This is a genomic window from Plantibacter sp. CFBP 8804 (assembly GCF_014841225.1).
Taxonomy (GTDB): Bacteria; Actinomycetota; Actinomycetes; order Actinomycetales; family Microbacteriaceae; genus Plantibacter; species Plantibacter auratus.
On sequence record NZ_JACYTU010000001.1, the window covers coordinates 170,931 to 195,725 of the forward strand.

22 protein-coding genes and 1 pseudogene are annotated in these 24,795 nt (G+C 68.4%); 10 read left to right on the forward strand and 13 right to left on the reverse strand.

Going from position 1 to position 24,795, the window contains the following annotated elements:
* Nucleotides 1-41 precede the first annotated feature (41 nt).
* Genes IFU11_RS00825 through IFU11_RS00835 form a run of 3 tightly spaced genes read left to right on the forward strand, consistent with a single transcriptional unit; the run spans nucleotide 42 to nucleotide 1,416 of the window.
* Complete coding sequence (locus tag IFU11_RS00825; protein ID WP_086473255.1) at nucleotides 42-350, forward strand: DUF3099 domain-containing protein; 309 nt, start codon at nucleotides 42-44, stop codon at nucleotides 348-350.
* On the forward strand, nucleotides 347-571 hold the full coding sequence (locus tag IFU11_RS00830) for a hypothetical protein (RefSeq protein ID WP_192017928.1): 225 nt from the start codon (nucleotides 347-349) through the stop codon (nucleotides 569-571). Before IFU11_RS00825 ends, IFU11_RS00830 begins: the two co-directional genes overlap by 4 nt.
* A complete protein-coding gene (locus IFU11_RS00835; protein WP_192017929.1) occupies nucleotides 568-1,416 on the forward strand; it encodes an SURF1 family cytochrome oxidase biogenesis protein in 849 nt (282 codons plus the stop codon). The genes IFU11_RS00830 and IFU11_RS00835 overlap by 4 nt, the downstream gene beginning before the upstream one ends.
* Before the next feature lie 80 nt (nucleotides 1,417-1,496).
* Here IFU11_RS00835 and abc-f read toward each other — a convergent pair whose 3' ends face one another.
* From abc-f to sufB, 7 genes are all read right to left on the reverse strand, one after another.
* A complete protein-coding gene (gene abc-f, locus IFU11_RS00840) occupies nucleotides 1,497-3,095 on the reverse strand; it encodes a ribosomal protection-like ABC-F family protein (RefSeq protein ID WP_056005615.1) in 1,599 nt (532 codons plus the stop codon).
* Nucleotides 3,096-3,226: 131 nt separating this feature from the next.
* The gene (locus tag IFU11_RS00845) at nucleotides 3,227-4,393 is read right to left on the reverse strand and encodes a MalY/PatB family protein (protein WP_192017930.1); all 1,167 of its coding nucleotides are present in this window, start codon (nucleotides 4,391-4,393) and stop codon (nucleotides 3,227-3,229) included.
* A 93-nt stretch (nucleotides 4,394-4,486) separates the two neighbouring features.
* On the reverse strand, nucleotides 4,487-4,816 hold the full coding sequence (locus tag IFU11_RS00850) for a metal-sulfur cluster assembly factor (protein WP_056005622.1): 330 nt from the start codon (nucleotides 4,814-4,816) through the stop codon (nucleotides 4,487-4,489).
* Nucleotides 4,817-4,844: 28 nt separating this feature from the next.
* Complete coding sequence (sufC, locus tag IFU11_RS00855; RefSeq protein ID WP_079002531.1) at nucleotides 4,845-5,621, reverse strand: Fe-S cluster assembly ATPase SufC; 777 nt, start codon at nucleotides 5,619-5,621, stop codon at nucleotides 4,845-4,847.
* A gap of 4 nt (nucleotides 5,622-5,625) precedes the next feature.
* The gene (locus tag IFU11_RS00860) at nucleotides 5,626-5,949 is read right to left on the reverse strand and encodes a non-heme iron oxygenase ferredoxin subunit (RefSeq protein WP_064296937.1); all 324 of its coding nucleotides are present in this window, start codon (nucleotides 5,947-5,949) and stop codon (nucleotides 5,626-5,628) included.
* Nucleotides 5,949-7,157 (reverse strand): Fe-S cluster assembly protein SufD, encoded by a 1,209-nt coding sequence (gene sufD / locus IFU11_RS00865; RefSeq protein ID WP_191941116.1) that lies wholly within the window; start codon nucleotides 7,155-7,157, stop codon nucleotides 5,949-5,951. The genes IFU11_RS00860 and sufD overlap by 1 nt, the downstream gene beginning before the upstream one ends.
* A complete protein-coding gene (sufB, locus tag IFU11_RS00870) occupies nucleotides 7,157-8,575 on the reverse strand; it encodes a Fe-S cluster assembly protein SufB (RefSeq protein ID WP_056005633.1) in 1,419 nt (472 codons plus the stop codon). Before sufB ends, sufD begins: the two co-directional genes overlap by 1 nt.
* 307 nt (nucleotides 8,576-8,882) lie before the next feature.
* On the opposite strand from sufB, the gene IFU11_RS00875 reads away from it, so the two are divergent.
* Nucleotides 8,883-9,854, forward strand: a complete 972-nt coding sequence (locus tag IFU11_RS00875) for a COX15/CtaA family protein (RefSeq protein WP_137243062.1) — start codon at nucleotides 8,883-8,885, stop codon at nucleotides 9,852-9,854.
* A 67-nt stretch (nucleotides 9,855-9,921) separates the two neighbouring features.
* Here the strand turns inward: IFU11_RS00875 and IFU11_RS00880 are convergent, their stop codons facing one another.
* Together IFU11_RS00880 and IFU11_RS00885 are read right to left on the reverse strand one after the other, a co-directional pair.
* Nucleotides 9,922-12,471: a DEAD/DEAH box helicase gene (locus IFU11_RS00880; protein WP_192017931.1), complete on the reverse strand. Its 2,550-nt coding sequence runs from the start codon at nucleotides 12,469-12,471 to the stop codon at nucleotides 9,922-9,924.
* 4 nt (nucleotides 12,472-12,475) lie between these two features.
* Nucleotides 12,476-13,396, reverse strand: coding sequence for a heme o synthase (locus tag IFU11_RS00885; protein ID WP_064296933.1), 921 nt, complete (start codon nucleotides 13,394-13,396; stop codon nucleotides 12,476-12,478).
* 377 nt (nucleotides 13,397-13,773) lie between these two features.
* Between IFU11_RS00885 and tkt the strand changes: the two genes are divergently transcribed.
* From tkt to pgl, 6 genes are read left to right on the forward strand one after another with little or no spacing between them, the layout of a single operon-like run.
* Nucleotides 13,774-15,864 (forward strand): transketolase, encoded by a 2,091-nt coding sequence (gene tkt / locus IFU11_RS00890; protein WP_064296932.1) that lies wholly within the window; start codon nucleotides 13,774-13,776, stop codon nucleotides 15,862-15,864.
* A 24-nt stretch (nucleotides 15,865-15,888) separates the two neighbouring features.
* Nucleotides 15,889-16,998, forward strand: coding sequence for a transaldolase (gene tal, locus IFU11_RS00895; protein ID WP_192017932.1), 1,110 nt, complete (start codon nucleotides 15,889-15,891; stop codon nucleotides 16,996-16,998).
* The gene (locus IFU11_RS00900) at nucleotides 16,995-18,608 is read left to right on the forward strand and encodes a glucose-6-phosphate isomerase (protein WP_192017933.1); all 1,614 of its coding nucleotides are present in this window, start codon (nucleotides 16,995-16,997) and stop codon (nucleotides 18,606-18,608) included. Before tal ends, IFU11_RS00900 begins: the two co-directional genes overlap by 4 nt.
* Before the next feature lie 23 nt (nucleotides 18,609-18,631).
* Nucleotides 18,632-20,176 carry a glucose-6-phosphate dehydrogenase gene (gene zwf, locus IFU11_RS00905; protein WP_064296929.1) on the forward strand — a complete coding sequence of 515 codons (1,545 nt, stop codon included), beginning with the start codon at nucleotides 18,632-18,634 and terminating at the stop codon, nucleotides 20,174-20,176.
* The gene (locus IFU11_RS00910) at nucleotides 20,173-21,135 is read left to right on the forward strand and encodes a glucose-6-phosphate dehydrogenase assembly protein OpcA (protein WP_079705959.1); all 963 of its coding nucleotides are present in this window, start codon (nucleotides 20,173-20,175) and stop codon (nucleotides 21,133-21,135) included. Before zwf ends, IFU11_RS00910 begins: the two co-directional genes overlap by 4 nt.
* Complete coding sequence (pgl, locus tag IFU11_RS00915; protein ID WP_086473265.1) at nucleotides 21,135-21,923, forward strand: 6-phosphogluconolactonase; 789 nt, start codon at nucleotides 21,135-21,137, stop codon at nucleotides 21,921-21,923. Before IFU11_RS00910 ends, pgl begins: the two co-directional genes overlap by 1 nt.
* A 58-nt stretch (nucleotides 21,924-21,981) precedes the next feature.
* Here pgl and IFU11_RS00920 read toward each other — a convergent pair.
* The 4 genes and pseudogenes from IFU11_RS00920 to IFU11_RS00935 all read right to left on the reverse strand — a co-directional run.
* Nucleotides 21,982-22,315 (reverse strand): annotated as a pseudogene (locus IFU11_RS00920) (RNA polymerase-binding protein RbpA); the annotation flags it as partial.
* Between the two features lie 86 nt (nucleotides 22,316-22,401).
* Complete coding sequence (secG, locus tag IFU11_RS00925; RefSeq protein ID WP_056005661.1) at nucleotides 22,402-22,650, reverse strand: preprotein translocase subunit SecG; 249 nt, start codon at nucleotides 22,648-22,650, stop codon at nucleotides 22,402-22,404.
* Between the two features lie 135 nt (nucleotides 22,651-22,785).
* Nucleotides 22,786-23,589 carry a triose-phosphate isomerase gene (gene tpiA, locus IFU11_RS00930; RefSeq protein ID WP_192017935.1) on the reverse strand — a complete coding sequence of 268 codons (804 nt, stop codon included), beginning with the start codon at nucleotides 23,587-23,589 and terminating at the stop codon, nucleotides 22,786-22,788.
* Nucleotides 23,577-24,794, reverse strand: a complete 1,218-nt coding sequence (locus tag IFU11_RS00935) for a phosphoglycerate kinase (protein WP_192017936.1) — start codon at nucleotides 24,792-24,794, stop codon at nucleotides 23,577-23,579. The genes tpiA and IFU11_RS00935 overlap by 13 nt, the downstream gene beginning before the upstream one ends.
* Nucleotide 24,795: the final 1 nt, after the last annotated feature.

The window sequence follows — 24,795 nt, forward strand, 5'->3', positions numbered from 1 at the left end:
GGGGCTTCGCCCACCCGCCGAGCGCGTAGGCTGGTCATGGCATGAAGCAGCAGAGCATCACCTCCCTCCCACCGGCTCCCGAACAGGAGCGCCGGCAGCGGCTCATCAAGTACTCGATCACCATGGGTGTCCGGTTGCTTTGCCTCGCTGCGCTCCCGTTCGTCCAGGGCGGTTGGATGTTCGCGGTCGCAGCCGGTGCCATCTTCCTGCCGTACGTCGCCGTGATCATCGCGAACGCCGGGTCGCTGCCGTCACAGGGGGCCATCGAGCGCCCCACCGGTGTCGTCGTATCCCAGCGGCCGATCATCGTCGACGACTCGGTTCCGCCTCGTCCGGCCGACCAGGCATGATCGGGTTCGGTGCCGAGCCCGACGGCGTGATGTGCTCGCGGGCCGGCTGCCGCGCGGCGGCGAGCTGGCGGATCGAGTGGCGCAATCCGAAGATCCACGCGGAGGACCGCGTGAAGGTCTGGACCGCCTGCGACGAACACGTCGACTTCTTGGAGGCCTTCCTCGAAGCCCGCTCCTTCCCGCTCGAGCGGCGTCCGCTGGCGTCGGCGGTCGGCTCATGAGCGCGGGTTGGCGGTTCGCCTTCAGCCGCCGTTGGCTCGGCTACCTCGGCGTCGCGATCGTGTTCGCGATCGTGTGCGTCCTCCTCTCCAACTGGCAGCTCGCCCGGGCGAGCGAGAAGGAGGAGGAGGTCCAGCGCATCGAGACCAACTGGGACGCGACTCCGATCCCGCTCGACGAAGCGCTACCGTCGCTCGACTCCTTCAGCGTGGCCGACGAATGGCATCCGGTGTCGATGAGCGGTACCTACCTGCCTGACGAACAGCTGCTGGTCCGGAACCGTCCCCGGAACAACCAGGCGGGCTTCAACGTCCTCACACCGCTCCGACTTGCCAACGGAGACGTGTTCATCGTCGACCGTGGCTGGGTCGCCGCGAACGATTCACTCGAAGCACCCGAGTCGGTCCCGGCGCCTCCGAGCGGAGAGGTCTCGGTCGTCGTCCGCATCCGACCCGGCGAACCGACGCTCCCGGGCCGCGGGGCCGCCGACGGCCAGGTGGCCACGATCAACCTCCCGCAGATCGCCGAACTCCGCGGCGAGACGCTCTACTCCGGTGCGTACGGCATGCTCCTCTCGGAGAGCCCGGCGCCTGCCGAGGCGGCACCGCTCGGTCCGATCAAGCCCGAGCCGAACGAGGGGATGCACCTCTCGTATGCGCTGCAATGGGTGGTCTTCGCGCTGATGGGCTTCATCTTCCTCGCCTATGCCGTCCGTCAGGAGTACCGCATCCTGAACTCCGACGACCCGAAGGAGCAACGGCGTGCGGCTGCGCGCGCCGAACGGCTCGCCGCGAAGGCACGGTCTGACGCCGACATCGAGGATGAGATCCTCGAAGCGAGTCGCTGACCCGACTGCCCCGAGCCGTCGACGGACGGGGCGTACCCGGCCCGTGATGCTCACGGGCCGGGCGCGCTGGCCCGCTGGCGCTAGGCCAGGCTGACGAGGTCCTGGTAGTCCTTGTTCCAGTGGTCCTCGACGCCGTCGGGCAGGATGAGCACCCGCTCGGGGTTGAGCGCCTCGACGGCGCCCTCATCGTGACTCACGAGCACGACGGCACCCTCGTAGTGGGCGAGCGCGTCGAGGATCTCCAGCCGGCTGGCCGGGTCGAGGTTGTTGGTCGGTTCGTCCAGAAGGAGCATGTTCGCGCCAGAGACGACGATCATCGCGAGAGCGAGTCTCGTCTTCTCGCCGCCGGACAGCACGCCCGCGAGCTTGTTGGAGTCGTCGCCGGTGAACAGGAACGAGCCGAGGACCTTGCGCGCTTCCATCTCGGTGATGTTCGGCGACGAGGAGACCATGTTCTCCAGCACGCTGCGCTTCACGTCGATCGTCTCGTGCTCCTGCGCGTAGTAGCCGATCCGCAGGCCGTGCCCGGGCTCGAGCTGCCCGGTGTCGGGCTGGTCCACTCCGGCGAGGATCCGCAGCAGGGTCGTCTTGCCCGCACCGTTGAATCCGAGGATGACGACCTTCGAGCCACGGTCGATCGCGAGGTCGACGGCCGTGAAGATCTCGAGCGAGCCGTAGCTCTTCGACAGGTTGCTCGCCATGAGCGGCGTCCGACCACAGGGCGCCGGGGTCGGGAACCGCAGCTTGGCCACGCGGTCTTGCGCGCGGACCTCTTCGAGCCCGGAGAGCATTCGTTCGGCGCGAGCCACCATCTGGTGGGCTGCGGCCGCCTTGCTGGCCTTCGCACCGAACTTGGCCGCCTGGAGCTGGAGCGCCGTCGCCTTCTTCTCGACGTTGGTGCGCTCCTTCTTCCGGCGCTCCTCGTCGGCTTCGCGCTGACGCTGGTAGTTCTTCCAGTTCATGTTGTAGATGTCGATGACGGTGCGGTTCGCATCGAGGTAGAAGACCCGGTTGACGGTCTCGCCGACGAGCTCGATGTCGTGCGAGATCACGATGAACCCGCCCTTGTACTGCTTGAGGAACTCACGCAGCCAGACGACGGAGTCGGCGTCGAGGTGGTTGGTCGGCTCGTCGAGGATGAGCGTCTCGGCGTCGGAGAAGAGGATGCGCGCGAGTTCGATGCGGCGGCGCTGTCCACCCGAGAGCGTCTTCAGCTGCTGATCGAGGATGCGGTCGGGCAGGTTCAGGTTCGATGCGATGGAGGCCGCCTCGGCCTCTGCGGCGTAGCCGCCGAGCGCGTTGAACCGGTCGGTGAGGTTGCCGTACTTCTTCATGGCGGCTTCCGCCACCTTCGGGTCGTCGCTCGCCATGGCCATGCTCGACTCGTGCATGCCGAGCGCGAGCTGGCCGAGACCGCGCGCATCGAGGATGCGGGTGCGGGCGAGGTCCTCCGGGTTGCCGGAGCGCGGGTCCTGCGGCAGGTACCCGATCTCGCCACCGCGATCGATCTTGCCGTTCGTCGGGAGGGTCTCCCCCGCCAGCGTCTTGGTCAGGGTCGTCTTACCGGCACCGTTACGGCCGACGAGGCCGATCTTGTCGCCGGCGGACACACGGAAGTTCACGTGCTCCATGAGCACGCGTGCCCCCACGCGGATCTCGAGGTCGTGCACACTCAGCACAGGCATAGTCCATTTCTTCGGGTGCGTTTCGACAACGCGGAGGGTGGGGGTCAGCCTCCCAGTATAAATCGTGAATCCGATGCTCAGCACCGCGGCCGTTCCGGCAGGGTTCCGGCGCAGCCGGACGACCGTCAACGCAGGGCGGAGATCCGTCCGACCGCCTCGGTGAGGAGCTCGGGTGAGCAGGCCAGGTTGAGTCGTGCGTGGCCGACGCCTCCGGGCCCGAACGGGGCTCCCTCCTGCAGGGCGACGCGCGCCTCGCGCAGGATGCGCCGCGCCGGGGGCTCGGTCCAATCGAGCGCGGTGCAGTCCAGCCAGGCGAGGTACCCGGCGGCAGGCGGACGGTAGCCGACCTCTGGCAACTCGGTGCCCAGCAGCTCACCGAGCAGCCGCCGGTTGCCGTCGAGCAACCCGAGGAGCCCGTCCAACCAGGGCTCTCCGGCCTCGAAGGCGGCGACCGAAGCCAGCACACCGAACTGGCCCGTCCGCCAGAACACCTCGACCGGCATCCCCGCGACCACGCTCCGCGGCCCCGGGCCGGCGGTGACCATTACCGCGCACTTCAGGCCGGCGAGGTTCCAGGCCTTGCTCGCCGACAGGACGGCGTACCCGTGTTCGGCGGCCTCGTCGGACACGCCGAGATAGGGGACGAACCGCTCGCCCGGCTGGGTGAGCGGAGCGTGGATCTCATCGCTCACGACCGTGACCCCGTACCGCGCGGCCAGCGCGGCGACCGAGCGGAGTTCGTCGACCGTGTGCGGCCGACCGATCGGGTTGTGCGGGTTGCAGAGCAGGAACGCCTTCGCGCCGTTGCGGAAGGCGGCTTCGAGACCGTCCAGGTCGAGCCGCCAGCCTCCGGCGGGATCGTCGGCGCGGCTGGACCCGAGCAAGGGGACGTCCACCACGACTCCCCCGGCCTCGGTGACGAGGTCGAAGAACGGCGGGTAGACCGGCGAGGTGATCACGACGCCCTCGCCGGGCGAGATGACGCGACGCATGATCTCGACGATGCCCATGCTGACGTCGGCGGTGGTGAACACGGAGCCGGGATCCACGTCCCATCCCCAGCGTCGCGCTGCGAAGTCGGCGAACACCTGTGGGAGCCGTGTGCGGCTCGCGACATACCCGGCGTCACCGCGGTCGATCGCCGCGTGCAGGGCATCGCGGATCACGGGTGCCAGGGGGACGTCCATCTCGGCGACGAACATGGGCAGGACGTCGTCGGGGTACTCGGACCACTTCTCGCTCGTCCGGCTGCGCAGGACGTCGAGAGGGTCTGCGGACACGATCTCGGTCATGCCTCGACCCTATCCGGGATCAGCCGGACGACGCCGCCGGGAACAGGACGACGGACGGCTGCATTGCAGCCGTCCGTCGTCGTTGAGGTTCGATCAGATCGAGAAGCCGAGGGCACGCATCATGTCGCGCCCGTCGTCCGTGATGCGCTCCGGTCCCCACGGCGGCATCCACACCCAGTTGATGCGGAAGGCGTCGACGATGCCGTCGAGCGCTTGACCCGTCTGCTCCTCGAGGACGTCCGTGAGCGGACATCCGGCGGAGGTCAGGGTCATGTGGATGATGAGCGCGTCGTTCTCGTCATCCCAACCCAGGTCGTAGATGAGACCGAGGTCGACCACGTTCACCCCGAGCTCGGGGTCCATGACGTCCTTGAGCGCCTCTTCGACCTCGTCGAATCGTTGCGGACTGAGCGTTGTTACCATGTCGTTATCTTAGACCGCTCGCGCGGCTTCAGGCACCTTCCGGGGCGACGACGGCATCGACGAGGAAACGGTCGTAGCCTTCGTTCTCGAGTCGGTCGGCGAGCTCGGGACCGCCCTGCTCGGCGATCTTGCCGGCGACGAAGACGTGCACGAAGTCCGGCTTGATGTAGCGCAGGATGCGCGTGTAGTGCGTGATCAGCAGGACGCCGAGGCCCGTGTTCTCCTTGGCGCGGTTGACGCCCTCGGACACGATCTTGAGGGCGTCGACGTCGAGGCCGGAGTCGGTCTCGTCGAGGACTGCGAACTGCGGCTTCAGCAGCTCGAGCTGGAGGATCTCGTGACGCTTCTTCTCGCCACCGGAGAAGCCCTCGTTGACGTTGCGCTCGGCGAAGGCAGGCTCCATGCGCAGGTTCTTCATCGACTCGCGGACGTCCTTGATCCAGCCGCGGATCGCGGGCGCCTCGCCGTCGACCGCGGTCTTCGCCGTGCGAAGGAAGTTCGTGACCGTGACACCGGGGATCTCGACGGGGTACTGCATCGCGAGGAAGAGTCCGGCACGGGCGCGCTCGTCGACGCTCATCGCGAGGACGTCCTCGCCGTCCAGCGTGATGGATCCGCTGTCGACGGTGTACTTCGGGTGGCCGGCGATCGTGTACGCGAGCGTGGACTTACCCGAACCGTTCGGACCCATGATCGCGTGGGTCTCGCCCTTCCGGATGGTGAGGTCGACGCCACGCAGGATCGGCTTGGTGCCCTGTTCGGTTTCGACGCTGACGTGCAGGTCGCGGATTTCGAGGACTGACATGGTGCTAGATCTCTTTCGTTGCGGTCGGGTCGATGTAGATGTCGCCGTCGATGAGCTCGACGGTGTAGACGGGGACCGGCTCGTAGGCCGGAAGGGTGAGCGGCTTGCCCGTCGTGAGCGAGAACTGCGAGCCGTGTGCCCAGCATTCGAGGTTGCCGTCCTCGACGAAGCCTTCGGACAGCGAGATGTCGCCGTGGGTGCAGACGTCGCCGATCGCGAACAGTTCGTCCGATGCGTCGCGCACGAGGGCGATCGGCACGCCGTCCACCACGACCCGCTTGGCCTGGTTGACGGCGAGCTCGTCGAACGAGCACACCTTCGTCGCCATCAGTGCTGCGCTCCGCCGGTGCCCTGTCCGTCGGCGCCGAGCAGTTCGGCCTCGATGGCCGCCGAGAGGCGCTCCTGCAGCTCGGTGTCGCCGATCTGCTGGATGATCTCCACGAGGAAGCCGCGGACGACGAGTCGTCGTGCCTCGTCCTCAGGGATGCCTCGAGCCTGCAGGTAGAAGAGCTGCTCGTCGTCGAAGCGTCCGGTCGCGCTCGCGTGACCGGCACCGGCGATGTCGCCGGTCTCGATCTCGAGGTTCGGAACGGAGTCGGCACGGGTGCCGTCGGAGAGGACCAGGTTGCGGTTCTGCTCGTAGCTGTCGGTGCCGACGGCACGGTTGCTGATGAGGACGTCGCCGATCCACACGGACCGCGCACCCTCGCCCTGCAGTGCGCCCTTGTAGGTCACGCGCCCGCGGGTGTTCGGTGCGTCGTGGTGCATGTAGACCTGCTGCTCGAGGTGCTGACCCGCGTCGGAGAAGTACACGCCGAGCGAGTCGAGGTCCGAGCCCTGACCGGCGAGGTGCAGGGTCGGGTTCACCCGGACGACCTTGCCGCCGAGCGACACCACGACGTGCTTGAGGTGGGCGTCGCGACCGATGGACGCGAAGTGGCTGGCGAGGTGCACGGCTGCGTCGTCCCACCACTGCACGGTCACGACGGTCACGTCGGCCTGCTCGCCGACGACGATCTCGACGTTCTCGGTGAGGCGGGCGTCGCCCGCGTTCTCGATGATGATGAGGCCGCGGCTGAACGGTGCGGCGGTGATGACGGTGTGCGCAGCGCGGGCGCCGTCGCCGAGCCCGCTCCGCTCGAGGCGCAGGGTCTTGGACTCCTCGCCCGTGACCGAGATCGCCAGCGCCTGGTCGAAGCTCGACCAGGCGTTCGCGGAGGCGCGCTCCTCCGGCACGCCGGCGGAGCCGACGCGGGCGTCGTCGCGACTGATCCACTCGACGCTGAAGCCGTCGACGTCGTCGTGCGTGATCGGGGTGGGCGAGCCGTCGAGCTCCCCCGCGGTGAGGTCGGTGAACTGCGCGACCGGGCTGAGCTTCCAGACCGCCTCGCGTCCCGTCACCGCTGGGAAGTCGGCGACATCATAGGAGCTGAAGCGCTCCGATCGGGTCTGCACCGGGATGACGCGTCCTGCGCCGTCGCTGTGTGCCGTGATGCCGTGCTGTCCTTCGGTCTGAGTCGGTGCTGCAGTCGTCATTAACCGACGGATCCTTCCATGCCCATCTCGATGAGCTTGTTGAGTTCGAGTGCGTACTCCATGGGCAGTTCGCGGGCGATCGGCTCGATGAAGCCGCGGACGATCATCGCCATGGCCTCGTCTTCCGGCATGCCGCGGCTCATGAGGTAGAAGAGCTGCTCCTCGCTGACCTTGGACACCGTCGCCTCGTGTCCGAGCTGGACGTCGTCCACACGGATGTCGATCGCCGGGTACGTGTCGCTGCGGGAGATGGTGTCGACCAGGAGCGCGTCGCAGCGCACGGTGTTGGCCGAGTGATGGGCGTTGGCGTCCACCCGGACCTCGCCGCGGTATCCCGCGCGTCCGCCGCCTCGGGCGATCGACTTGGAGACGATGGACGACTGCGTGTACGGAGCCATGTGGATCATCTTCGCGCCGGCGTCCTGGTGCTGGCCGGGACCGGCGAACGCGACGGACAGGGTCTCGCCCTTGGCGTGCTCGCCCATGAGGTAGATGGACGGGTACTTCATCGTGACCTTGGATCCGATGTTGCCGTCGATCCACTCCATGGTCGCGCCTTCGGCGGCCGTGGCGCGCTTCGTGACCAGGTTGTAGACGTTGTTCGACCAGTTCTGGATCGTCGTGTAGCGGACGCGGGCGTTCTTCTTGACGATGATCTCGACGACCGCGGAGTGCAGCGAGTCCGACTTGTAGATCGGCGCGGTGCAACCCTCGATGTAGTGCACGTAGCTGCCCTCGTCGGCGATGATCAGCGTGCGCTCGAACTGACCCATGTTCTCGGTGTTGATCCGGAAGTAGGCCTGCAGCGGGATCTCGACGTGCACGCCGGGCGGCACGTAGACGAAGGAGCCACCCGACCACACGGCGGTGTTCAGCGCGGCGAACTTGTTGTCGCCGGACGGGATGACCGTGCCGAAGTACTCCTCGAAGAACTCGGGGTGCTCACGCAACGCCGTGTCGGTGTCCATGAAGATGACACCCTGCGCCTCGAGCTCCTCGTTGATCTGGTGGTAGACCACCTCGGACTCGTACTGCGCGGCGACGCCGGAGACGAGGCGCTGGCGCTCCGCCTCGGGGATGCCGAGCTTCTCGTAGGTGTTCTTGATGTCGTCCGGCAGGTCCTCCCAGGTCTGAGCCTGCTTCTCGGTGGACCGGACGAAGTACTTGATGTTCTCGAAGTCGATCTCGGAGAGGTCGGCGCCCCACGTCGGCATGGGCTTGCGCTCGAACAGCTGCAGGGCCTTGAGGCGGCGCTGCAGCATCCAGTCCGGTTCGCTCTTCAGTGCGGAGATGTCGGCCACGACCTCCGTGGAGATGCCGCGGCGCGCTGAAGCGCCGGCGACGTCGCCGTCGTGCCATCCGAACTCGTATTGGCCGAGTCCGGCGAGCTCCGGGCGATCGATCAGGATGTCTGACATGTGTCCCTCTTTCCTCCCTGGAGACAACCACCGGCTGGAGGTCGTCATTCCCTCCCATGGCACGCGCCTGATCGGAGCGGATTGGGGAGGGGATGTGCGGGCGGCTTCTTCGCGAACCTACAATGTTCATGAACCATGGCGCTTCTCGCGCGCACCGTGAACCTCATAATCCTACAGCTTCCTGTGGGTTGTGGGTGAGGACGGTGGATACCGCAGCCGTGGCCACCGCGAACCGAAGGATCGACCCGTGTCACACCACTCCAAGACCGCCGGTCGACCGACGCCGGCACCGTCCCTTCCCGACCGGGTGCGGGCCACCCGGTTCTGGCAGTGGTTGCCGACGACGATCGACAAGCGCGTACGGGTCGTCGCCTGGCTCTCGTTCGCCTTCCAGCTCGTCCTCATCGGGACCGGGGGCGCCGTCCGCCTGACGGCCTCCGGGCTCGGATGCCCGACGTGGCCGCGCTGCACGGACGACTCCTTCGTCAACACGCCGGAGATGGGCATCCACGGCTTCATCGAGTTCGGCAACCGCCTTCTGACCTTCGTCCTCGCGGCCATCGTGATCGCCGCGTTCCTCGCGGTGATCCGCATGCGTCGGCAGCGCCCCGACCTCTTCCGACTGACCCTGCTCCAGGGCCTGTCGATCCCCGCGCAGGCGGTCCTCGGCGGCATCACCGTCCTCACCGGGCTGAACCCGTACGTGGTCGGGCTGCACTTCGTCATCTCGATCGTCCTGGTCGCCCTCGCGACGATGCTCGTCCATCGGGTCTACCGCGGGCCCCGTGGTGCGGTGAAGGTCATGCCCGGCTGGTACCTCGGCGTCGTCCACCTGACGAGCCTCTTCGTCGCCGTCACCGTCGTGTTCGGCATCCTGACGACGGGCTCGGGCCCGCACGCCGGCGACAACTCGAAGGAGGTGCCGGCGCCGCGCAACGGGTTCGACCCCGAGTTCCTCCAGCACCTGCACAGCTGGCCCGCCTACGCGACGCTCGCCGGCACCATCGTGCTGCTCGTCGGCGCGATCGCGCTCGGTGCCCGCCGCGGGTCGCGCGGGGTGCGCACCGCGGTCTCCACGCTGCTCGCGGTCGAAGTGGTGCAGATCATCGTGGGGCTCACCCAGGCCCGCCTCGGACTCCCCGAGGTGCTCGTCGGGCTGCACATGGTGCTCGCCGGACTGCTCGTCGCCGCGATGACCTGGGTCGTGCTGCAGCAGCGGATCCCGGTCCGGACCGCGTCACGCGTCGAGGAGTCGGCATCCCTCAGCGTCTCCCGCTGACGGCTCAGACGCACTTCCGCTGACGGGTCAGCGGGCCTGCTGACGACTCACTGCGCCTGCTGACGACTCAGAGCATCCCGACCGCGGTCACGCGGACGACCGCGGTCCCGGTCTCGTCGGAGGCGTCGAGATCGATGACCGCGCTGATCCCCCAGTCATGGTCGCCGGCCGGATCGGCGAACACCTGACGCACCCGCCAGACACCGCCCGTGTCGCCGACGGGGCGCTCGTCCTCGTCGTCGACGACCAGCAGCGCCGGGCTCCGTGCTGCAGCGCCGGTCGGGAGTTCACCGTGCTCCTCGAAGTACGGATCCATGGCGTCCGCCCAGGTGTCGGCGTCGAATCCAGCCGACGCGTCGAGCTCGCCGAGCGCGTCGTAGTGCTCCAGCGACGCGAGCTGGACCCGGCGGAAGAGTTCGTTCCGGACGAGGACGGTGAACGCCCGGCGGTTGGCGAGGACGCTCCGTGGCGTGGGTGGGAGTGACCGACTCGTCTCCGCATGGCGTTCGGGGTCCGGGTGGGACAGTTCCTCCCACTCGTCGAGCAGACTCGAGTCGACCTGTCGGACGAGTTCTCCGAGCCACTCGATCAGGTCCTGGAGCTCCTCGTCCTTGAACTCGTCCGGCACGCTCTGCCGGATCGCCCGGAAGGCGTCGGAGAGGTATCGCAGGACGAGTCCCTCGGACCTCGAGAGACTGTAGAACGAGACGAACTCGCTGAAGTTCAGTGCACGCTCGATGAAGTCGCGGACGACCGCCTTCGGGCGGAGCTCGAGGTCGAGTGCCCACGGCTGCGCGGCGGTGTAGCTCGTGAACGCCGCCTCGAGGAGTTCCGCCAGCGGTCTCGGATGGGTGACCGCCTCGAGGAGCTCCATGCGCTGGTCGTACTCGATCCCCTCGGCCTTCATCGCCTGCACGGCCTCGCCCCTGGCGAGGTGCTGCTGGGCCATGACGATCTGGCGCGGATCGTCGAGCGTCGACTCGACCACCGAGATGACGTCGAGGGCGAAGCCGGGCTCCGCGGGGTCCAACAGCTCGAACGCGGCGAGGGCGAACGGCGACAGCGGAGCGTTGAGCGCGAAGTTCGGCTGCAGTTCGACCGTGAGGCCGATGACGACCTCACCCGTCTCGGGGTCGATCGTCTGGGTGATCACCCCTGCCGTTCGGAGGGTGCGGTAGATCTCGAGTGCCCGCCTGGCCAGGGCGAAGCGTCTCGCCCGAGGCTCGTGGTTGTCGAAGACGAGGGAGCGGATGGTGCCGAAGCTGTCGCCGCCGCGTGCGATGACGCTGAGCATCATCGCGTGGGTGAGCTGCATGTGGCTGGTCAGTGTCTCAGGCTCGGCCGCGACGAGGCGCTGGAAGCTCGGCTCCCCCCAGGACACGAACCCCTCCGGCGCCTTCTTCCGGATGATCTTCCGGCGCTTCTTCGGGTCGTCGCCGGCCTTCTCGATGAGCTTGAGGTTCTCGGTCTCGTGCTCGGGAGCCTGGACGACGACGGTGCCCGCGGTGTCGTAGCCGGCTCGACCCGCACGACCGGCGATCTGGTGGAACTCCCGGGCGTTCACCTGGCGCATCTTCGTGCCGTCGTACTTCGTGAGCGCCGTGAACAGGACCGTGCGGATCGGGACGTTGATCCCGACGCCGAGGGTGTCCGTCCCGCAGATGACGCGGAGAAGACCACGTTGGGCCAGCTGCTCCACGAGGCGTCGGTACTTCGGCAGCATGCCGGCGTGGTGCACGCCGATCCCGCTGCGGACGAGCCGGGACAGCGTCGTGCCGAACGCGGTGCTGAACCGGAAGTCGCCGATGGCGTCGGCGATCTCGTCGCGTTGCTCGCGGGTGACGACCTTGAGGCTGGTCAACGCCTGGGCCCGCTCGAGCGCCGCCGCCTGCGCGAAGTGGACGATGTAGATCGGAGCCTGTCCCGTGTGGAGGAGGTCTTCCACGGTCTCGTGGATCGGTGTGGTCGCGTAGGAGAAATGGAGCGGGACCGGTCGTTCGACACCGGTCACGATGGCGGTCTCGCGGCCGGTCCGGCGCTCGAGGTCGCGCGCGAGGTCGCCGACGTCGCCGAGGGTCGCGGACATGAGGATGAACTGCGTGTCCGGGAGGGTGAGCAGCGGCACCTGCCACGCCCACCCGCGGTCGGGGTCGGCGTAGAAGTGGAACTCGTCCATCACGACCTGGTCGATGCCGGCGTCCTCGCCGTGCCGGAGCGCCAGGTTGGCGACGATCTCCGCGGTGCAGCAGACGATCGGCGCGTCGGCGTTCACCGAGGAGTCCCCGGTGACCATCCCGACGTTCTCCGCGCCGAACATCTCGACGAGTGCGAAGAACTTCTCGCTGACGAGCGCCTTGATCGGGGCCGTGTAGTAGCTGCGGCGACCGGAGCTCAGCGCCGCGAAGTGTGCGCCGGCGGCGACGAGGCTCTTGCCGGTGCCCGTCGGGGTGGAGAGGATGACGTTGGCGCCGTCGACGATGCCGATGAGCGCCTCCTCCTGCGCCGGGTACAGGCTCAGTCCGCCGGCCTCGGCCCAGGAGACGAACCGATCGAAGACGATGTCGGGGCTCTCCCCCGCCGCAGCGATCAGCCGGCCGCGTTCCGCTGCGTCAGCCACCGGGTCAGAACGGGAGCAGCGGGTCGATGCCGACGGCGAGGAACAGGAGGGTCAGGTAGGTGATCGAACCGTGGAAGACGCGCATCGGCGAGACGTGCTCGTGGCGGATCGCGAGGTTGTAGAGGCGGTGGGTCTCGTAGACGAACCAGCCGCCGGACAGGAGGGCGACGGCGCTGTACAGCAGCCCCATGTCGGCCACCGGGATGAGCAGGAGCGAGCAGACGACCGTCGCCCACGCGTACAGGATGACCTGGAGGCCGACCTGCGCGCGACCGCGGACGACGGCGAGCATCGGCACGCCGACGGCCTGGTAGTCACTGCGGTACTTCATGGACAGCGGCCAGTAGTGCGGCGGCGTCCAGAGGAACACGACCGCGAAGAGGATGATCGGTGCCCACGAGAGCGAACCGGTGACGGCGGCCCAGCCGATGACGACGGGGAAGCAGCCCGCGATGCCACCCCAGATGATGTTCTGCTGGGTGCGTCGCTTCAGCCACAGCGTGTACACGAAGACGTAGAAGAGGATCGCGCCGACGGACAGTGCGGCCGCGAGCCAGTTGGTGGTGGCGAGGAGCCAGACCGTCGAGACGACGCCGAGCGTCCACGCGAACACGAGTGCCTCGCGCGGCGTGAGCTCGCCGGTCACGAGGGGGCGCTTCTTCGTGCGGTCCATGACCGCGTCGATGTCGCGGTCGATGTAGCAGTTGAACGCCGCCGCGGAGCCGGCGCTCAACGACCCGCCGATGACGGTCGCGATGACGAGCCACCAGTCGGGCAGACCGCCCTTCGCGAGGATCATGACGGGGATCGTCGTCACGAGCAGCAGTTCCATGACCCGCGGCTTGGTGAGGGCGATGTACGCCTTCGCCTTGCGTCGGAAACCGAGCTTGGGGCTCGACACACGTTCTGCTACAGCGACGTCCATTGCTCCTCTAACGTTCGGTTCACCACGCACTGCTCGCCCGGTGCGCGGTCCGCAGACGATTCTACGACACGCGCGGACGGCTCCCTACTCACGGTGCGCAGACGCGCGGTCCCTCACCGGGTGACGCCCGTCCTGCAAGCTCTGCGACGATCCGTGACGTCGCGTGTTCGCGCTCGTCGAACATCGACCCTCGGCTGCAGGGGTTCGCTATGCTGGGAAGTGCTCGCCAGCCACTGTGCACGCGTGCGCCCCCCTTCACCCAGTTCGAAGAGCGGTGTCGTGTGCTCGGACGCCGAAGACGACGTGGGCCGCGAACGCACAGAAGAAGGCTCGACCGCTCGTCGGCCTCCTGTTCCGATGAGAAGGGTCAGTATTCAGTGGCAGATCTGCAGTGGGAAAGCATTGACAGCAAAGCAGTCGACACGGCGCGCATCCTCGCCGCCGACGCGGTGGAGAAGGTCGGCAACGGCCACCCGGGAACGGCGATGAGTCTCGCCCCCGCCGCCTACCTGCTGTTCCAGAAGGTCATGCGACGCGATCCGAAGGACCAGGACTGGCTCGGACGCGACCGCTTCGTCCTGTCGGTCGGGCACAGCTCGCTGACCCAGTACGTCCAGCTCTACCTGGGCGGCTACGGTCTGGAACTCTCCGACCTCGAGGCGCTCCGCACCTGGGGCTCGCTCACGCCGGGTCACCCGGAGTACGGCCACACCGACGGCGTCGAGATCACCACCGGTCCCCTCGGCCAGGGGCTCGCCTCCGCCGTGGGCTTCGCGTACGCGTCCCGCTTCGAGCGTGGCCTGTTCGACCCCGAGGCCGAGGCCGGCACGAGCCCGTTCGACCACTTCGTCTACGTCATCGCCGGTGACGGCGACCTGCAGGAAGGCGTCACGAGCGAGGCCTCCTCGCTCGCCGGTCACCAGCAGCTCGGCAACCTCATCGCGATCTACGACTCCAACCAGATCTCGATCGAGGACGACACCAACATCGCCTTCACCGAGGACGTCAAGGCCCGCTACGAGGCCTACCACTGGCACGTCCAGGTCGTCGACTGGAAGAAGACGGGCGAGTACGTCGAGGACGTCCACGCGCTCAACGACGCGATCGAGGCCGCGAAGGCCGAGACCGACAAGCCGTCGCTCATCATCCTCAAGACCATCATCGGTTGGCCGGCTCCCAAGAAGCAGAACTCCGGCAAGATCCACGGTTCGGCGCTGGGCGCCGAGGAGCTCGCGGCCGTCAAGGAGGTGCTCGGCTTCGACCCCGAGCAGAACTTCTTCGTCGCCGACGAGGTCATCGAGCACACCCGCAAGGCGATCGACCGCGGTGCCGAGGCACGCGCCGAGTGGCAGCAGACGTTCGACGCCTGGGCCGCGGCCAACCCGGAGCGCGCTGCGCTGCTCGAGCGTCTCGAGGCCGGCGAACTCCCCGAGGGTGTCGAGTCGGCGCTGCCCGTGTTCGAGGCCGGCAAGGACGTCTCGACCCGCGCCGCATCCGGCAAGGTGCTCAACGCCCTCGGCCCGGTCATCCCGGAGCTCTGGGGCGGTTCGGCCGACCTCGCCGAGTCGAACAACACGACGATCGAGGGCGGTGCGTCGTTCATCCCGAGCGAGCACTCCACCCACGAGTGGACCGGGAACCCCTACGGTCGCGTCCTGCACTTCGGCATCCGCGAGCACGCCATGGCCGCGATCCTCAACGGCATCGTCCTGCACGGCCCGACCCGCGCGTTCGGTGGCACCTTCCTCATCTTCAGCGACTACATGCGTCCGGCCGTCCGTCTCGCCGCGCTCATGAACGTGCCGTCCATCTTCGTGTGGACCCACGACTCCGTCGCCCTCGGTGAGGACGGCCCCACGCACCAGCCGATCGAGCAGCTCGCCTCGCTCCGTGCCATCCCGAACCTCGCCGTCGTGCGACCGGGTGACGCGAACGAGGTGGCCTACGCCTGGCTCGAGATCCTCAAGCGTCGCGGCGGCCCGACCGGCATCGCGCTGACCCGTCAGAACATCCCGGTGTTCGAGCGCGGCACGGGCGACGCCACCGGCGAGACCTTCGCTGCAGCGTCGAACGTCGCCAAGGGTGCGTACATCCTCGCCGAGGCTCCCGGCGGCACGCCGGACGTCATCCTCATCGCGACGGGCTCCGAGCTCCAGCTCGCCGTCGAGGCCCGTGAGGTCCTGCGCGGCGAGGGCGTCAACGCCCGCGTCGTCTCGGTGCCCGCACTCGAGTGGTTCGAGGAGCAGTCCGCCGAGTACCGCGAGTCCGTCCTCCCGAAGGCCGTCACCGCACGCGTCTCCGTCGAGGCGGGTCTCGGCCTGACCTGGAAGAGCATCGTCGGCGACGCCGGCCGGACCGTGTCGATCGAGCACTTCGGTGCGTCCGCCGACTACAAGACGCTGTTCCGTGAGTTCGGCATCACCACGGAGGCAGTCGTCTCCGCAGCACACGAGACGCTCGGCAAGTAGCCCGGGCGAAGGAGACAGAAGAACATGACTGAAACCCCAACCGCCCAGCTGTCCGCCGCCGGCGTCAGCATCTGGCTCGACGACCTCTCCCGCGGACGCATCCAGTCCGGTGGGCTGGAGCAGCTCATCGCCGACCGCAACGTCGTCGGTGTCACGACGAACCCGACGATCTTCGCGTCCGCGCTCAGCAACGGCGACGTCTACGCCGAGCAGGTCGCCCAGCTCGCCGCCGACGGCAAGGACGTCACCGAGGCGGTCTTCGAGATCACCACCGACGACGTGGCCGCGGCATCGAAGATCTTCCGTGGGGTCTACGACTCCTCGAACGGGTACGACGGCCGCGTGTCGATCGAGGTCGAACCGGGCTTCGCGCACGACGCATCCTCGACGATCGACCAGGCCAAGCAGCTCTGGGCCAAGGTCAACCAGCCCAACGCGATGATCAAGATCCCCGCGACGGTCGAGGGCCTCGAGGCCATCACCGCGGTCATCGGCGCCGGCATCAGCGTCAACGTCACGTTGATCTTCAGCCTCACCCGCTACCGCGAGGTCATCAACGCGTTCCTCACCGGTCTCGAGCAGGCCAAGGCCGCGGGCCACGACCTCTCGACGATCCACTCGGTCGCCTCGTTCTTCGTGTCGCGGGTCGACACCGAGATCGACAAGCGTCTCGACGCGATCGGCAGCCCCGAGGCGACCGCGCTGAAGAGCAAGGCCGGCGTCGCGAACGCCCAGCTCGCGTACCAGGTCTTCGAGCAGGAGTTCGCGAGCGAGCGTGCCACCGCGCTCCTCGAGGCCGGCGCCAACAAGCAGCGTCCGCTCTGGGCCTCGACGGGCGTCAAGTCCGCCGACCTCCCCGACACGCTCTACGTGACCGAGCTCGTCGCCGACGGCGTGGTCAACACCATGCCGGAGAAGACCCTCGAGGCGACCTTCGACCACGGCGTCATCACCGGCGACACCGTCACCGGCTCCTACGCGGCTGCGAACGAGGTCCTCGATGCCATCGCCGCACTCGGCGTGTCGTACGACGAGGTGACGGCGCTGCTCGAGCGTGAGGGCGTCGAGAAGTTCATCGTGTCCTGGGACGAGCTGCTCGAGACCGTGAAGACGGCTCTGGAGGCCTCCAAGTGAGCTTCAAGATCCGCGTGAGCGGCGCGGCGGAAGCCGCTGTCGCATCGGTGGTCCCCACGCTCGTCAGCGACCTCGTCGCGTCGCGCATCACGGACCAGGACCCCACGCTGTGGGGTCCTGCGGCCGAGGCCGAGGCGTCCAAGCGCCTCGGCTGGGTCCAGGCGGTCTCCATCTCCCGCCCGCTGGTCGAGCCGATCCTCGCGCTCCGCGAGCAGTTCAACGACGAGGGTATCGACCACATCGTGCTCGCGGGCATGGGCGGTTCCTCGCTCGCGCCCGAGGTCATCACGAACACGCTGGGTGGCAACCTCACCGTCCTCGACTCGACCGCTCCCGGTCAGGTCCTCGCGGCCCTGGGTGACCGCCTCGAGACCTCGGTGCTCGTCGTCTCCTCGAAGTCCGGCTCCACGGTCGAGACCGACAGCCAGCGCCGCGCCTACGAGGCCGCGTTCACGGCTGCGGGGATCGACCCCGCCGGCCGCATCGTCATCGTCACCGACCCGGGCTCCCCGCTCGAGGCGGCGGCGAACGAGGCCGGCTACCGGGTCTTCAACGCCGACCCCAACGTCGGCGGTCGCTACAGCGCGCTCACCGCCTTCGGTCTCGTGCCGTCCGGTCTCGCCGGTGTCGACATCGGCGCGCTGCTCGACGAGGCCGACGCGGTGCTCGGTGAACTCGCGATCGACGACGCGTCGAACCCGGGACTCATCCTGGGTGCGGCGATCGGTGGCACCGTTCCGCTGCGCGACAAGGTCGGTCTCATCACCGACGGGACGCACATCGTCGGATTCCCGGACTGGGCCGAACAGCTCATCGCCGAATCGACCGGTAAGTCCGGTCGCGGCCTGCTGCCCGTCGTGCTCAACCCGCTCGCTCCCGAGCTCGAGTCGAAGCCGGCCGACCTCCAGATCGTCCGCATCGTCGACGACGCCCACGAGTTCCACCTGCTGCGCCACGACCGCCACGAGGGCGAGATCCTCGTCAGCGGCAGCCTCGGCGCGATGATGCTGGTGTGGGAGTACGCGACCGTCGTCGCCGGGCGCCTCATCGGCATCGACCCGTTCGACCAGCCGGACGTCGAGTCCGCGAAGGTCGCCACCCGTGGTCTGCTCGACAACCGTCCGGAGCCTGAGGCACCCGCCTTCGTCGCCGACGGTGTCGAGGTCCGCGGCTCGGCCGGTCTGCTCGACGGCGTGACCACCTTGTCCGGCGCCGTCGAGGCACTGCTCGCGCAGCTCCCCTCCGACGGCTACGTCGCGATCCAGGGCTACGTCGACCGTCTCGCCTCCCCGCAGCTCGAGAGCATCCGCGACCTCGTCGCGGCGAAGGCGGCACGACCCACGACCTTCGGGTGGGGTCCGCGCTTCCTGCACTCGACGGGTCAGTACCACAAGGGCGGCCCCGCGAACGGCGTGTTCCTGCAGATCACCGAGACGGCCCCCGTCGACCTGGAGATCCCCGAGCGCCCGTTCACCTTCGGCCAGCTCATCGAGGCCCAGGCAGGCGGCGACGCCCGCGTCCTCGCCGAGCACGGTCGTCCGGTCCTCACGCTGACCCTCACGTCGCCGGACCAGAACATCGTCACCCTCTTCGACGCCGTCAACGACTAGCGCGTCACTGCACAAGGAGCTTCATGTCCCCGGTGGAAATCACCCCGGAGTCCAACCCGCTGCGGGTGGACACCGACCGACGCCTCAATCGGATCGCCGGTCCGAGCGGCCTCATCATCTTCGGCGTGACAGGCGACCTGTCCCGCAAGAAGCTGATGCCGGCCGTGTACGACCTGGCGAACCGGGGCCTCCTGCCCCCCGGCTTCTCACTCGTCGGGTTCGCCCGGCGGGACTGGGAGGACCAGGACTTCATGGAGGTCGTCCACGAATCCGTCAAGCAGTACGCCCGGACCGAGTTCCGCGAGGACGTCTGGAACCAGCTCGCCCAGGGCATCCGGTTCGTCCCCGGTGAATTCGGTGACGACGCGGCGTTCGAGAAGCTGAAGGAGACCATCGAGGAGCTCGATGCGGATCGCGGGACGATGGGCAACCACGCGTTCTACCTCTCGATCCCGCCGAAGGCGTTCCCGCAGGTCACCGAGCAGCTCCGTCGCTCGGGACTCGCGGAACCCGCTGACGGTCAGTGGCGCCGGGTGGTCATCGAGAAGCCGTTCGGCAGCGACCTCAAGACGGCTCGCGAGCTGAACGACATCGTGCAGTCGGTCTTCCCGTCGGACTCGATCTTCCGGATCGACCACTACCTCGGCAAGGAGACCGTCCAGAACATCCTGGCGCTCCGGTTCGCGAACCAGCTGTACGAGCCCATCTGGAACGCCAACTACGTCGACCACGTGCAGATCACCATGGCCGAGGACATCGGCGTCGGCGGTCGTGCCGGGTACTACGACGGCATCGGAGCGGCGCGCGACGTCATCCAGAACCACCTGCTGCAGCTCCTCGCCCTCACGGCGATGGAGGAGCCGATCTCCTTCAACGCCGCAGACCTGCGCGCGGAGAAGGAGAAGGTCCTCGCGGCCGTCCGCCTCCCCGACGACCTCGGGGCCGCGACGGCCCGTGGGCAGTACGCCGGTGGTTGGCAGGGCGGCGAGCACGTGCTGGGCTTCCTCGACGAGGACGGGATGAACCCGGAGTCGACGACCGAGACCTACGCGGCGATGCGGCTCGACATCAACACGCGTCGGTGGGCCGGCGTGCCGTTCTACCTGCGTGCCGGGAAGCGCCTCGGACGCCGCGTCACCGAGATCGCGGTCGTCTTCAAGCGTGCTCCGCAGTACCTGTTCGCGGAGAGCCAGACCTCGGCGCTCGGCCAGAACGCCTTGGTCATCCGGGTCCAGCCCGACGAGGGTGTCACCATCCGCTTCGGTTCGAAGGTCCCGGGTGCCGGCACCCAGGTCCGCGACGTCACAATGGACTTCGGCTACGGCCACGCCTTCACCGAGGCGAGCCCCGAGGCGTACGAACGCCTCATCCTCGACGTCCTGCTGGGCGACCCGCCCCTCTTCCCCCGTCACGAGGAGGTCGAGCTCTCCTGGAAGATCCTCGACCCGATCGAGGAGTACTGGGCCGCTCAGGACACGCCGCTCGAGCAGTACGCTCCCGGCACCTGGGGCCCGTCCTCGGCCGACGACCTCATGAACCGCGACGGACGCACCTGGAGACGACCATGATCGTAGACCTGCCAGACACGACCACGAGCAAGCTCTCGAAGGCGCTCGTGACCATCCGCGAGGACGGCGGCGCCGTCGCCCTGGGTCGCGTGCTCACCTTGGTGATCTCGACGCGGCTCGGAGCCGAGGAGGAGGCCATCGAGGCCGCCAACGAGGCCTCCCGCGAGCACCCCATGCGGGTCATCGTCCTCTCCACGGAGCACGACGACCAGCACTCCTCCATCGGGGACCGGCTCGATGCCCAGATCCGCGTCGGCGGCGACGCCGGAGCGAGCGAGGTGGTCATCCTCCGCGCCTACGGTGCGGTCGCCGAGAACGAGGAGAGCCTCGTGACCGGGCTGCTCCTGCCCGACGCACCCGTGGTCGCCTGGTGGCCCGGTGAGGCACCCGAACGCGTCTCGACGTCTCCGATCGGCCGCATCGCCCAGCGTCGCATCACCGACGCGTCCGCGGCGGCGGACACCCACGCCGCCCTCCGCGGTCGCGCGGCGAACTACGCCCCCGGAGACACGGACTTCGCGTGGACCAGGCTCACGCTCTGGCGTGCACAGCTCGCGGCGGTGCTCGACCAGCCGCCGTACGAGCCCGTCACGGCGATCGAGGTGTCCGGAGCATCGGACTCCCCGTCGACCGAGCTGCTCGCCGCCTGGCTCCAGCTGCAGTTGCAGGTCGACGTGACCCACGAGCTCAGCATGGCGCACGGGTCGAGCGGCATCCACGGGGTCCGCCTCACGCGGGCGTCCGGCAACGTCGTCCTCGAGCGTCCCGTTCCCGACATCGCGACGCTGATCCAGCCCGGACAGCCGACGCACGACCTCTCGCTCCCCCGTCGCAGTCTGCGCGACTGCCTCGCCGAGGAGCTGCGCACGCTCGACCCGGACGTCCTGTACGGACAGGTCATCACCGTGGGCCTCCCCGGCCTCGGCGAGCCGGTCACGCTCCGCGCTCGGACGAGCTGATGCCGACCGAGCGACGCGTCCTCGTCTACCAGGACCGCGACCAACTGACGACCTCGGTCGCCAAGCGGTTCCTCTCCCGAACCCGCGAACTGCTCGAGTCGCAGGAGACGGTCCACGTCGTCCTGACCGGCGGTACCGTCGGCACGGGGACGCTCGCCGCCGTGGCCGCGTCGAAGGACCGCGACCGGGTGGATTGGTCCCGGGTGCACCTCTGGTGGGGGGACGAGCGCTGGGTCGCTCGGGACGACGCCGATCGGAACGAGTTGCAGGCACGCGAGGCATTGCTGGAGACCCTGCTGGCGCTTCCGGAGCGTGGCCTCGTCGCCGAACACGTGCACGGATACCCGGCGCCGGAGGACGGCATCGACCTCGACGCCGCCGCGGTGCGCTACGCGGACGAGCTCCGTCGGTTCGCGCGGCCCGGCGAGGACCACCCGCGGTTCGACATCACGTTCCTGGGTGTCGGTCCCGACGGTCACGTCGCGTCGCTCTTCCCGGAGCGGGCCGAGGTCTCGGTCACCGACACCTCGGTCGTCCCGGTGCGGAACTCCCCCAAGCCGCCGTCAGAGCGACTCAGCCTGACCAGGCCGGCCATCAACTCCTCCGTGCGGGTCTGGCTCGTCCTCGCCGGCGCCGACAAGGCGTCGGCACTCGGCCTCGCCCTCGCGGGTGCCAGCTACAACGAGGTGCCCGCCGCCGGTGCCAAGGGACGCAAACGGACGGTGTTCTTCGTCGACCAGGATGCGGCCGCCGAGGTCCCGGATTCGTTGATCCTCCCGGAGTACTAGCGGAGGCCGGCCGCCGAGCCGGTGCCAGCATGCAGAAAGGCCGTTCCCCGAGGGGAANGGAGCTGCTGGAGTGCCTCTTCGAGCAGTTGCTCGGCCTCTTCCTCCGTGCGTCGTTCCTTCACGTAGGCGAGGTGCGTCTTGTACGGCTCGAGCTTCGCGACCTCCGGCGGGTTCGCCTTGTCGCGACCGGCCGGCAGACCGGACGTCGGGCAGTCGATCGTCTCCGGGATCTCCTCGTCGGGGACGTTCGCCGCGAAGTGGCGGACCGTCTCGTTGCCGAGGGCGTCCCAGTAGGAGATGGCGATGCGGTCCGCGTGGTAGCCGTGGTCCTGCTCGCCCATGGGACCGGCGCCGACGCGTGATCCCCTGATAGCGCTTCCGCCTGATGCCATGGTGTTTCCTCTTTCTCGTACTGTCGAGAGTGGTTCGGGTGTGATGCGTCGAGTTGCGTCCCCGGGATCGGGGCTTCGCGGCCGGTCTAGGCGGCGGCGAACTTCGTCAGGAGCCCGATCACGACGATGCAGGCACCCCAGGTCAGGCCGAGGATGACGGTGAAGCGGTTGAGGTTGCGCTCGGCGACCCCTGACGAACCGAGGTTGCTGGAGGAGCCGCCACCGAACATGTCGGACAGGCCGCCGCCGCGGCCCTTGTGCAGCAGGATCAGGAAGGTGAGCAGGAGGCTGGTGATGCCGAGCAGCACCTGCAGGATGACCTGGAGAATCTCCACGTGAGACCTTTCGCATTCGCGTTCAGAGGGGCTGAACCGCCGTCCAGTATACCTCGACGGTTCAGCGGACACGGCTCGGCCCGCGGCTGGTGCCGCGGGCCGAGCCGTGTCGGTGCTGCTGGTGCAGCAGGTCGGTCAGAGCCCGACGTGCTGCGAGAAGCGGGCGATCCCGGCGAACTCCTCGGCGAGCAGGCTCGCACCACCGACGAGGGCACCGTCGACGTCGGGTTCGCGCATGAAACCGGCGATGTTCGAGGCCTTCACCGAACCGCCGTAGAGGATCCGCGTGCGCTGCGCCGCGTCGTCGCCGAGGACCTCGGCGAGCGTGCTGCGGAGAGCGGCCGCGACCTGCTGCGCCTGGTCGGGCGTCGCCGCCTGACCGGAACCGATGGCCCACACCGGCTCGTAGGCTACGACGATGTCCGCGTCCGGCGCGAGTCCGTCGATGGCCGCCTTGAGCTGTGCCACGGGCACGGCCGACGGGCCGTGTTCCTCGAGGTCTTCGGCGGTCTCGCCGATGCAGATGACGGGGACGAGGCCGTGTCGCACGGCTGCGGCCGTCTTCGCCTGGACGACCTCGTCGGTCTCGTTGTGCAGGGTCCGGCGCTCGGAGTGTCCGACGAGCACGTAGCGGCAGTCGAGCTTCGCGAGGAATGCTCCGGAGATCTCACCGGTGTAGGCGCCAGAGTCGTGCTGCGACAAGTCCTGCGCGCCGTAGGCCAGCTTGAGCTTGTCTGCGGCGACGATCGTCTGGACCGAGCGGAGGTCGGTGAACGGCGGGAAGATGGCCACCTCGGCGTCGGCGTAGTCGTGCTTGCCGTCCTTGAGCGTCCAATCGAGCTTCTGGACGAGGGCGATCGCCTGGAGGTGGTCCAGGTTGAGCTTCCAGTTGCCGGCGATCAGGGGCACACGCGTGCGCCCGGGGGTTACTGCTGCCATCCGAGGACCTCCAGTCCAGGCAGGCGCTTGCCCTCGAGGAACTCGAGGCTGGCGCCGCCACCAGTTGAGATGTGACCGAACTGGTCATCATCGAAGCCGAGCGCACGAACCGCTGCGGCCGAGTCACCGCCACCGACGACGCTCAGGCCGTCCGTGCGGGTGAGTGCTTCAGCGACCGCGCGCGTACCGGCGGCGAAGGGCGCGAGTTCGAACACGCCCATCGGGCCGTTCCAGAACACCGTCTTGGACGCGGCGACGATCTCGGCGAACGCAGCAGCCGTGTCCGGTCCGATGTCGAGTCCGAGTCCGGAGGCACCGAACGGGGTGTCCTCGATGGCGTCGGCCGGGCGCACGACGTGCTCGGCGTCGGCACCGAACGCCGAGGCGACGACGACGTCGGTCGGCAGGACGATGGTCACGCCGAGCTCGTCGGCCTTCGCGAGGTACCCGCGGACGGTCTCGATCTGGTCCGCTTCGAGCAGGCTCGAGCCGACGGCGTGCCCCTGGGCGGCGAGGAAGGTGAACAGCATGCCACCGCCGATGAGCAGCGAGTCGACGCGCGGCAGCAGGTGGCCGATGACGCCCAGCTTGTCGGAGACCTTCGAGCCGCCGAGGACGACCGAGTAGGGGCGCTCCGGGGTCTCGGTGAGACGGTCGAGGACCTCGAGCTCGGCGGCGATGAGCAGCCCGGCAGCGCTCGGGAGCAGCTTCGCGAGCTCGTACACGCTCGCCTGCTTCCGGTGGACGACACCGAAGCCGTCGGAGACGACGACGTCGCCGAAGGCGGCGAGCTTGGCGGCGAACGCCTCGCGTTCGCCGTCGTCCTTGCTGGTCTCGGCCGAGTTGAAGCGCAGGTTCTCGAGCAGCACGACGTCGCCGTCGGTCTGCGCGGCGACGGCGTCGGTCGCGGCACTGCCGACGGTGTCGGCGGCGAAGGTCACGGGCTTGCCGAGGAGTTCGGACAGCCGCTGCGCGACGGGCGCAAGGCTGTACTTCGCGTCGGGTGTGCCGTCGGGGCGGCCGAGGTGCGAGACGATGACGACACGCGCACCCTGGTTGATGAGCGCGTTGAGGGTGGGGAGTGCCGCGCGGATGCGGCCGTCGTCGGTGATGACGCCGTCCTTGAGCGGAACGTTGAGGTCGAGGCGGACGACGGCTCTGCGACCGCTGAGGTCGCCCAGCGAGTCGAGGGTGCGGAGGGTCATG

What these genes read in the sequence shown, in the direction of transcription:
- IFU11_RS00825 (WP_086473255.1), top strand. Translation starts at nt 42, where the DNA reads ATGAAGCAGCAGAGCATCACCTCCCTCCCACCGGCTCCCGAACAGGAG.
- IFU11_RS00830 (WP_192017928.1), top strand. Translation starts at nt 347, where the DNA reads ATGATCGGGTTCGGTGCCGAGCCCGACGGCGTGATGTGCTCGCGGGCC.
- IFU11_RS00835 (WP_192017929.1), top strand. Translation starts at nt 568, where the DNA reads ATGAGCGCGGGTTGGCGGTTCGCCTTCAGCCGCCGTTGGCTCGGCTAC.
- IFU11_RS00845 (WP_192017930.1), bottom strand. Translation starts at nt 4,393, where the DNA reads ATGACCGAGATCGTGTCCGCAGACCCTCTCGACGTCCTGCGCAGCCGG.
- IFU11_RS00850 (WP_056005622.1), bottom strand. Translation starts at nt 4,816, where the DNA reads ATGGTAACAACGCTCAGTCCGCAACGATTCGACGAGGTCGAAGAGGCG.
- sufC (WP_079002531.1), bottom strand. Translation starts at nt 5,621, where the DNA reads ATGTCAGTCCTCGAAATCCGCGACCTGCACGTCAGCGTCGAAACCGAA.
- IFU11_RS00860 (WP_064296937.1), bottom strand. Translation starts at nt 5,949, where the DNA reads ATGGCGACGAAGGTGTGCTCGTTCGACGAGCTCGCCGTCAACCAGGCC.
- sufD (WP_191941116.1), bottom strand. Translation starts at nt 7,157, where the DNA reads ATGACGACTGCAGCACCGACTCAGACCGAAGGACAGCACGGCATCACG.
- sufB (WP_056005633.1), bottom strand. Translation starts at nt 8,575, where the DNA reads ATGTCAGACATCCTGATCGATCGCCCGGAGCTCGCCGGACTCGGCCAA.
- IFU11_RS00885 (WP_064296933.1), bottom strand. Translation starts at nt 13,396, where the DNA reads ATGGACGTCGCTGTAGCAGAACGTGTGTCGAGCCCCAAGCTCGGTTTC.
- tal (WP_192017932.1), top strand. Translation starts at nt 15,889, where the DNA reads ATGACTGAAACCCCAACCGCCCAGCTGTCCGCCGCCGGCGTCAGCATC.
- zwf (WP_064296929.1), top strand. Translation starts at nt 18,632, where the DNA reads ATGTCCCCGGTGGAAATCACCCCGGAGTCCAACCCGCTGCGGGTGGAC.
- IFU11_RS00910 (WP_079705959.1), top strand. Translation starts at nt 20,173, where the DNA reads ATGATCGTAGACCTGCCAGACACGACCACGAGCAAGCTCTCGAAGGCG.
- pgl (WP_086473265.1), top strand. Translation starts at nt 21,135, where the DNA reads ATGCCGACCGAGCGACGCGTCCTCGTCTACCAGGACCGCGACCAACTG.
- tpiA (WP_192017935.1), bottom strand. Translation starts at nt 23,589, where the DNA reads ATGGCAGCAGTAACCCCCGGGCGCACGCGTGTGCCCCTGATCGCCGGC.
- IFU11_RS00935 (WP_192017936.1), bottom strand. Translation starts at nt 24,794, where the DNA reads ATGACCCTCCGCACCCTCGACTCGCTGGGCGACCTCAGCGGTCGCAGA.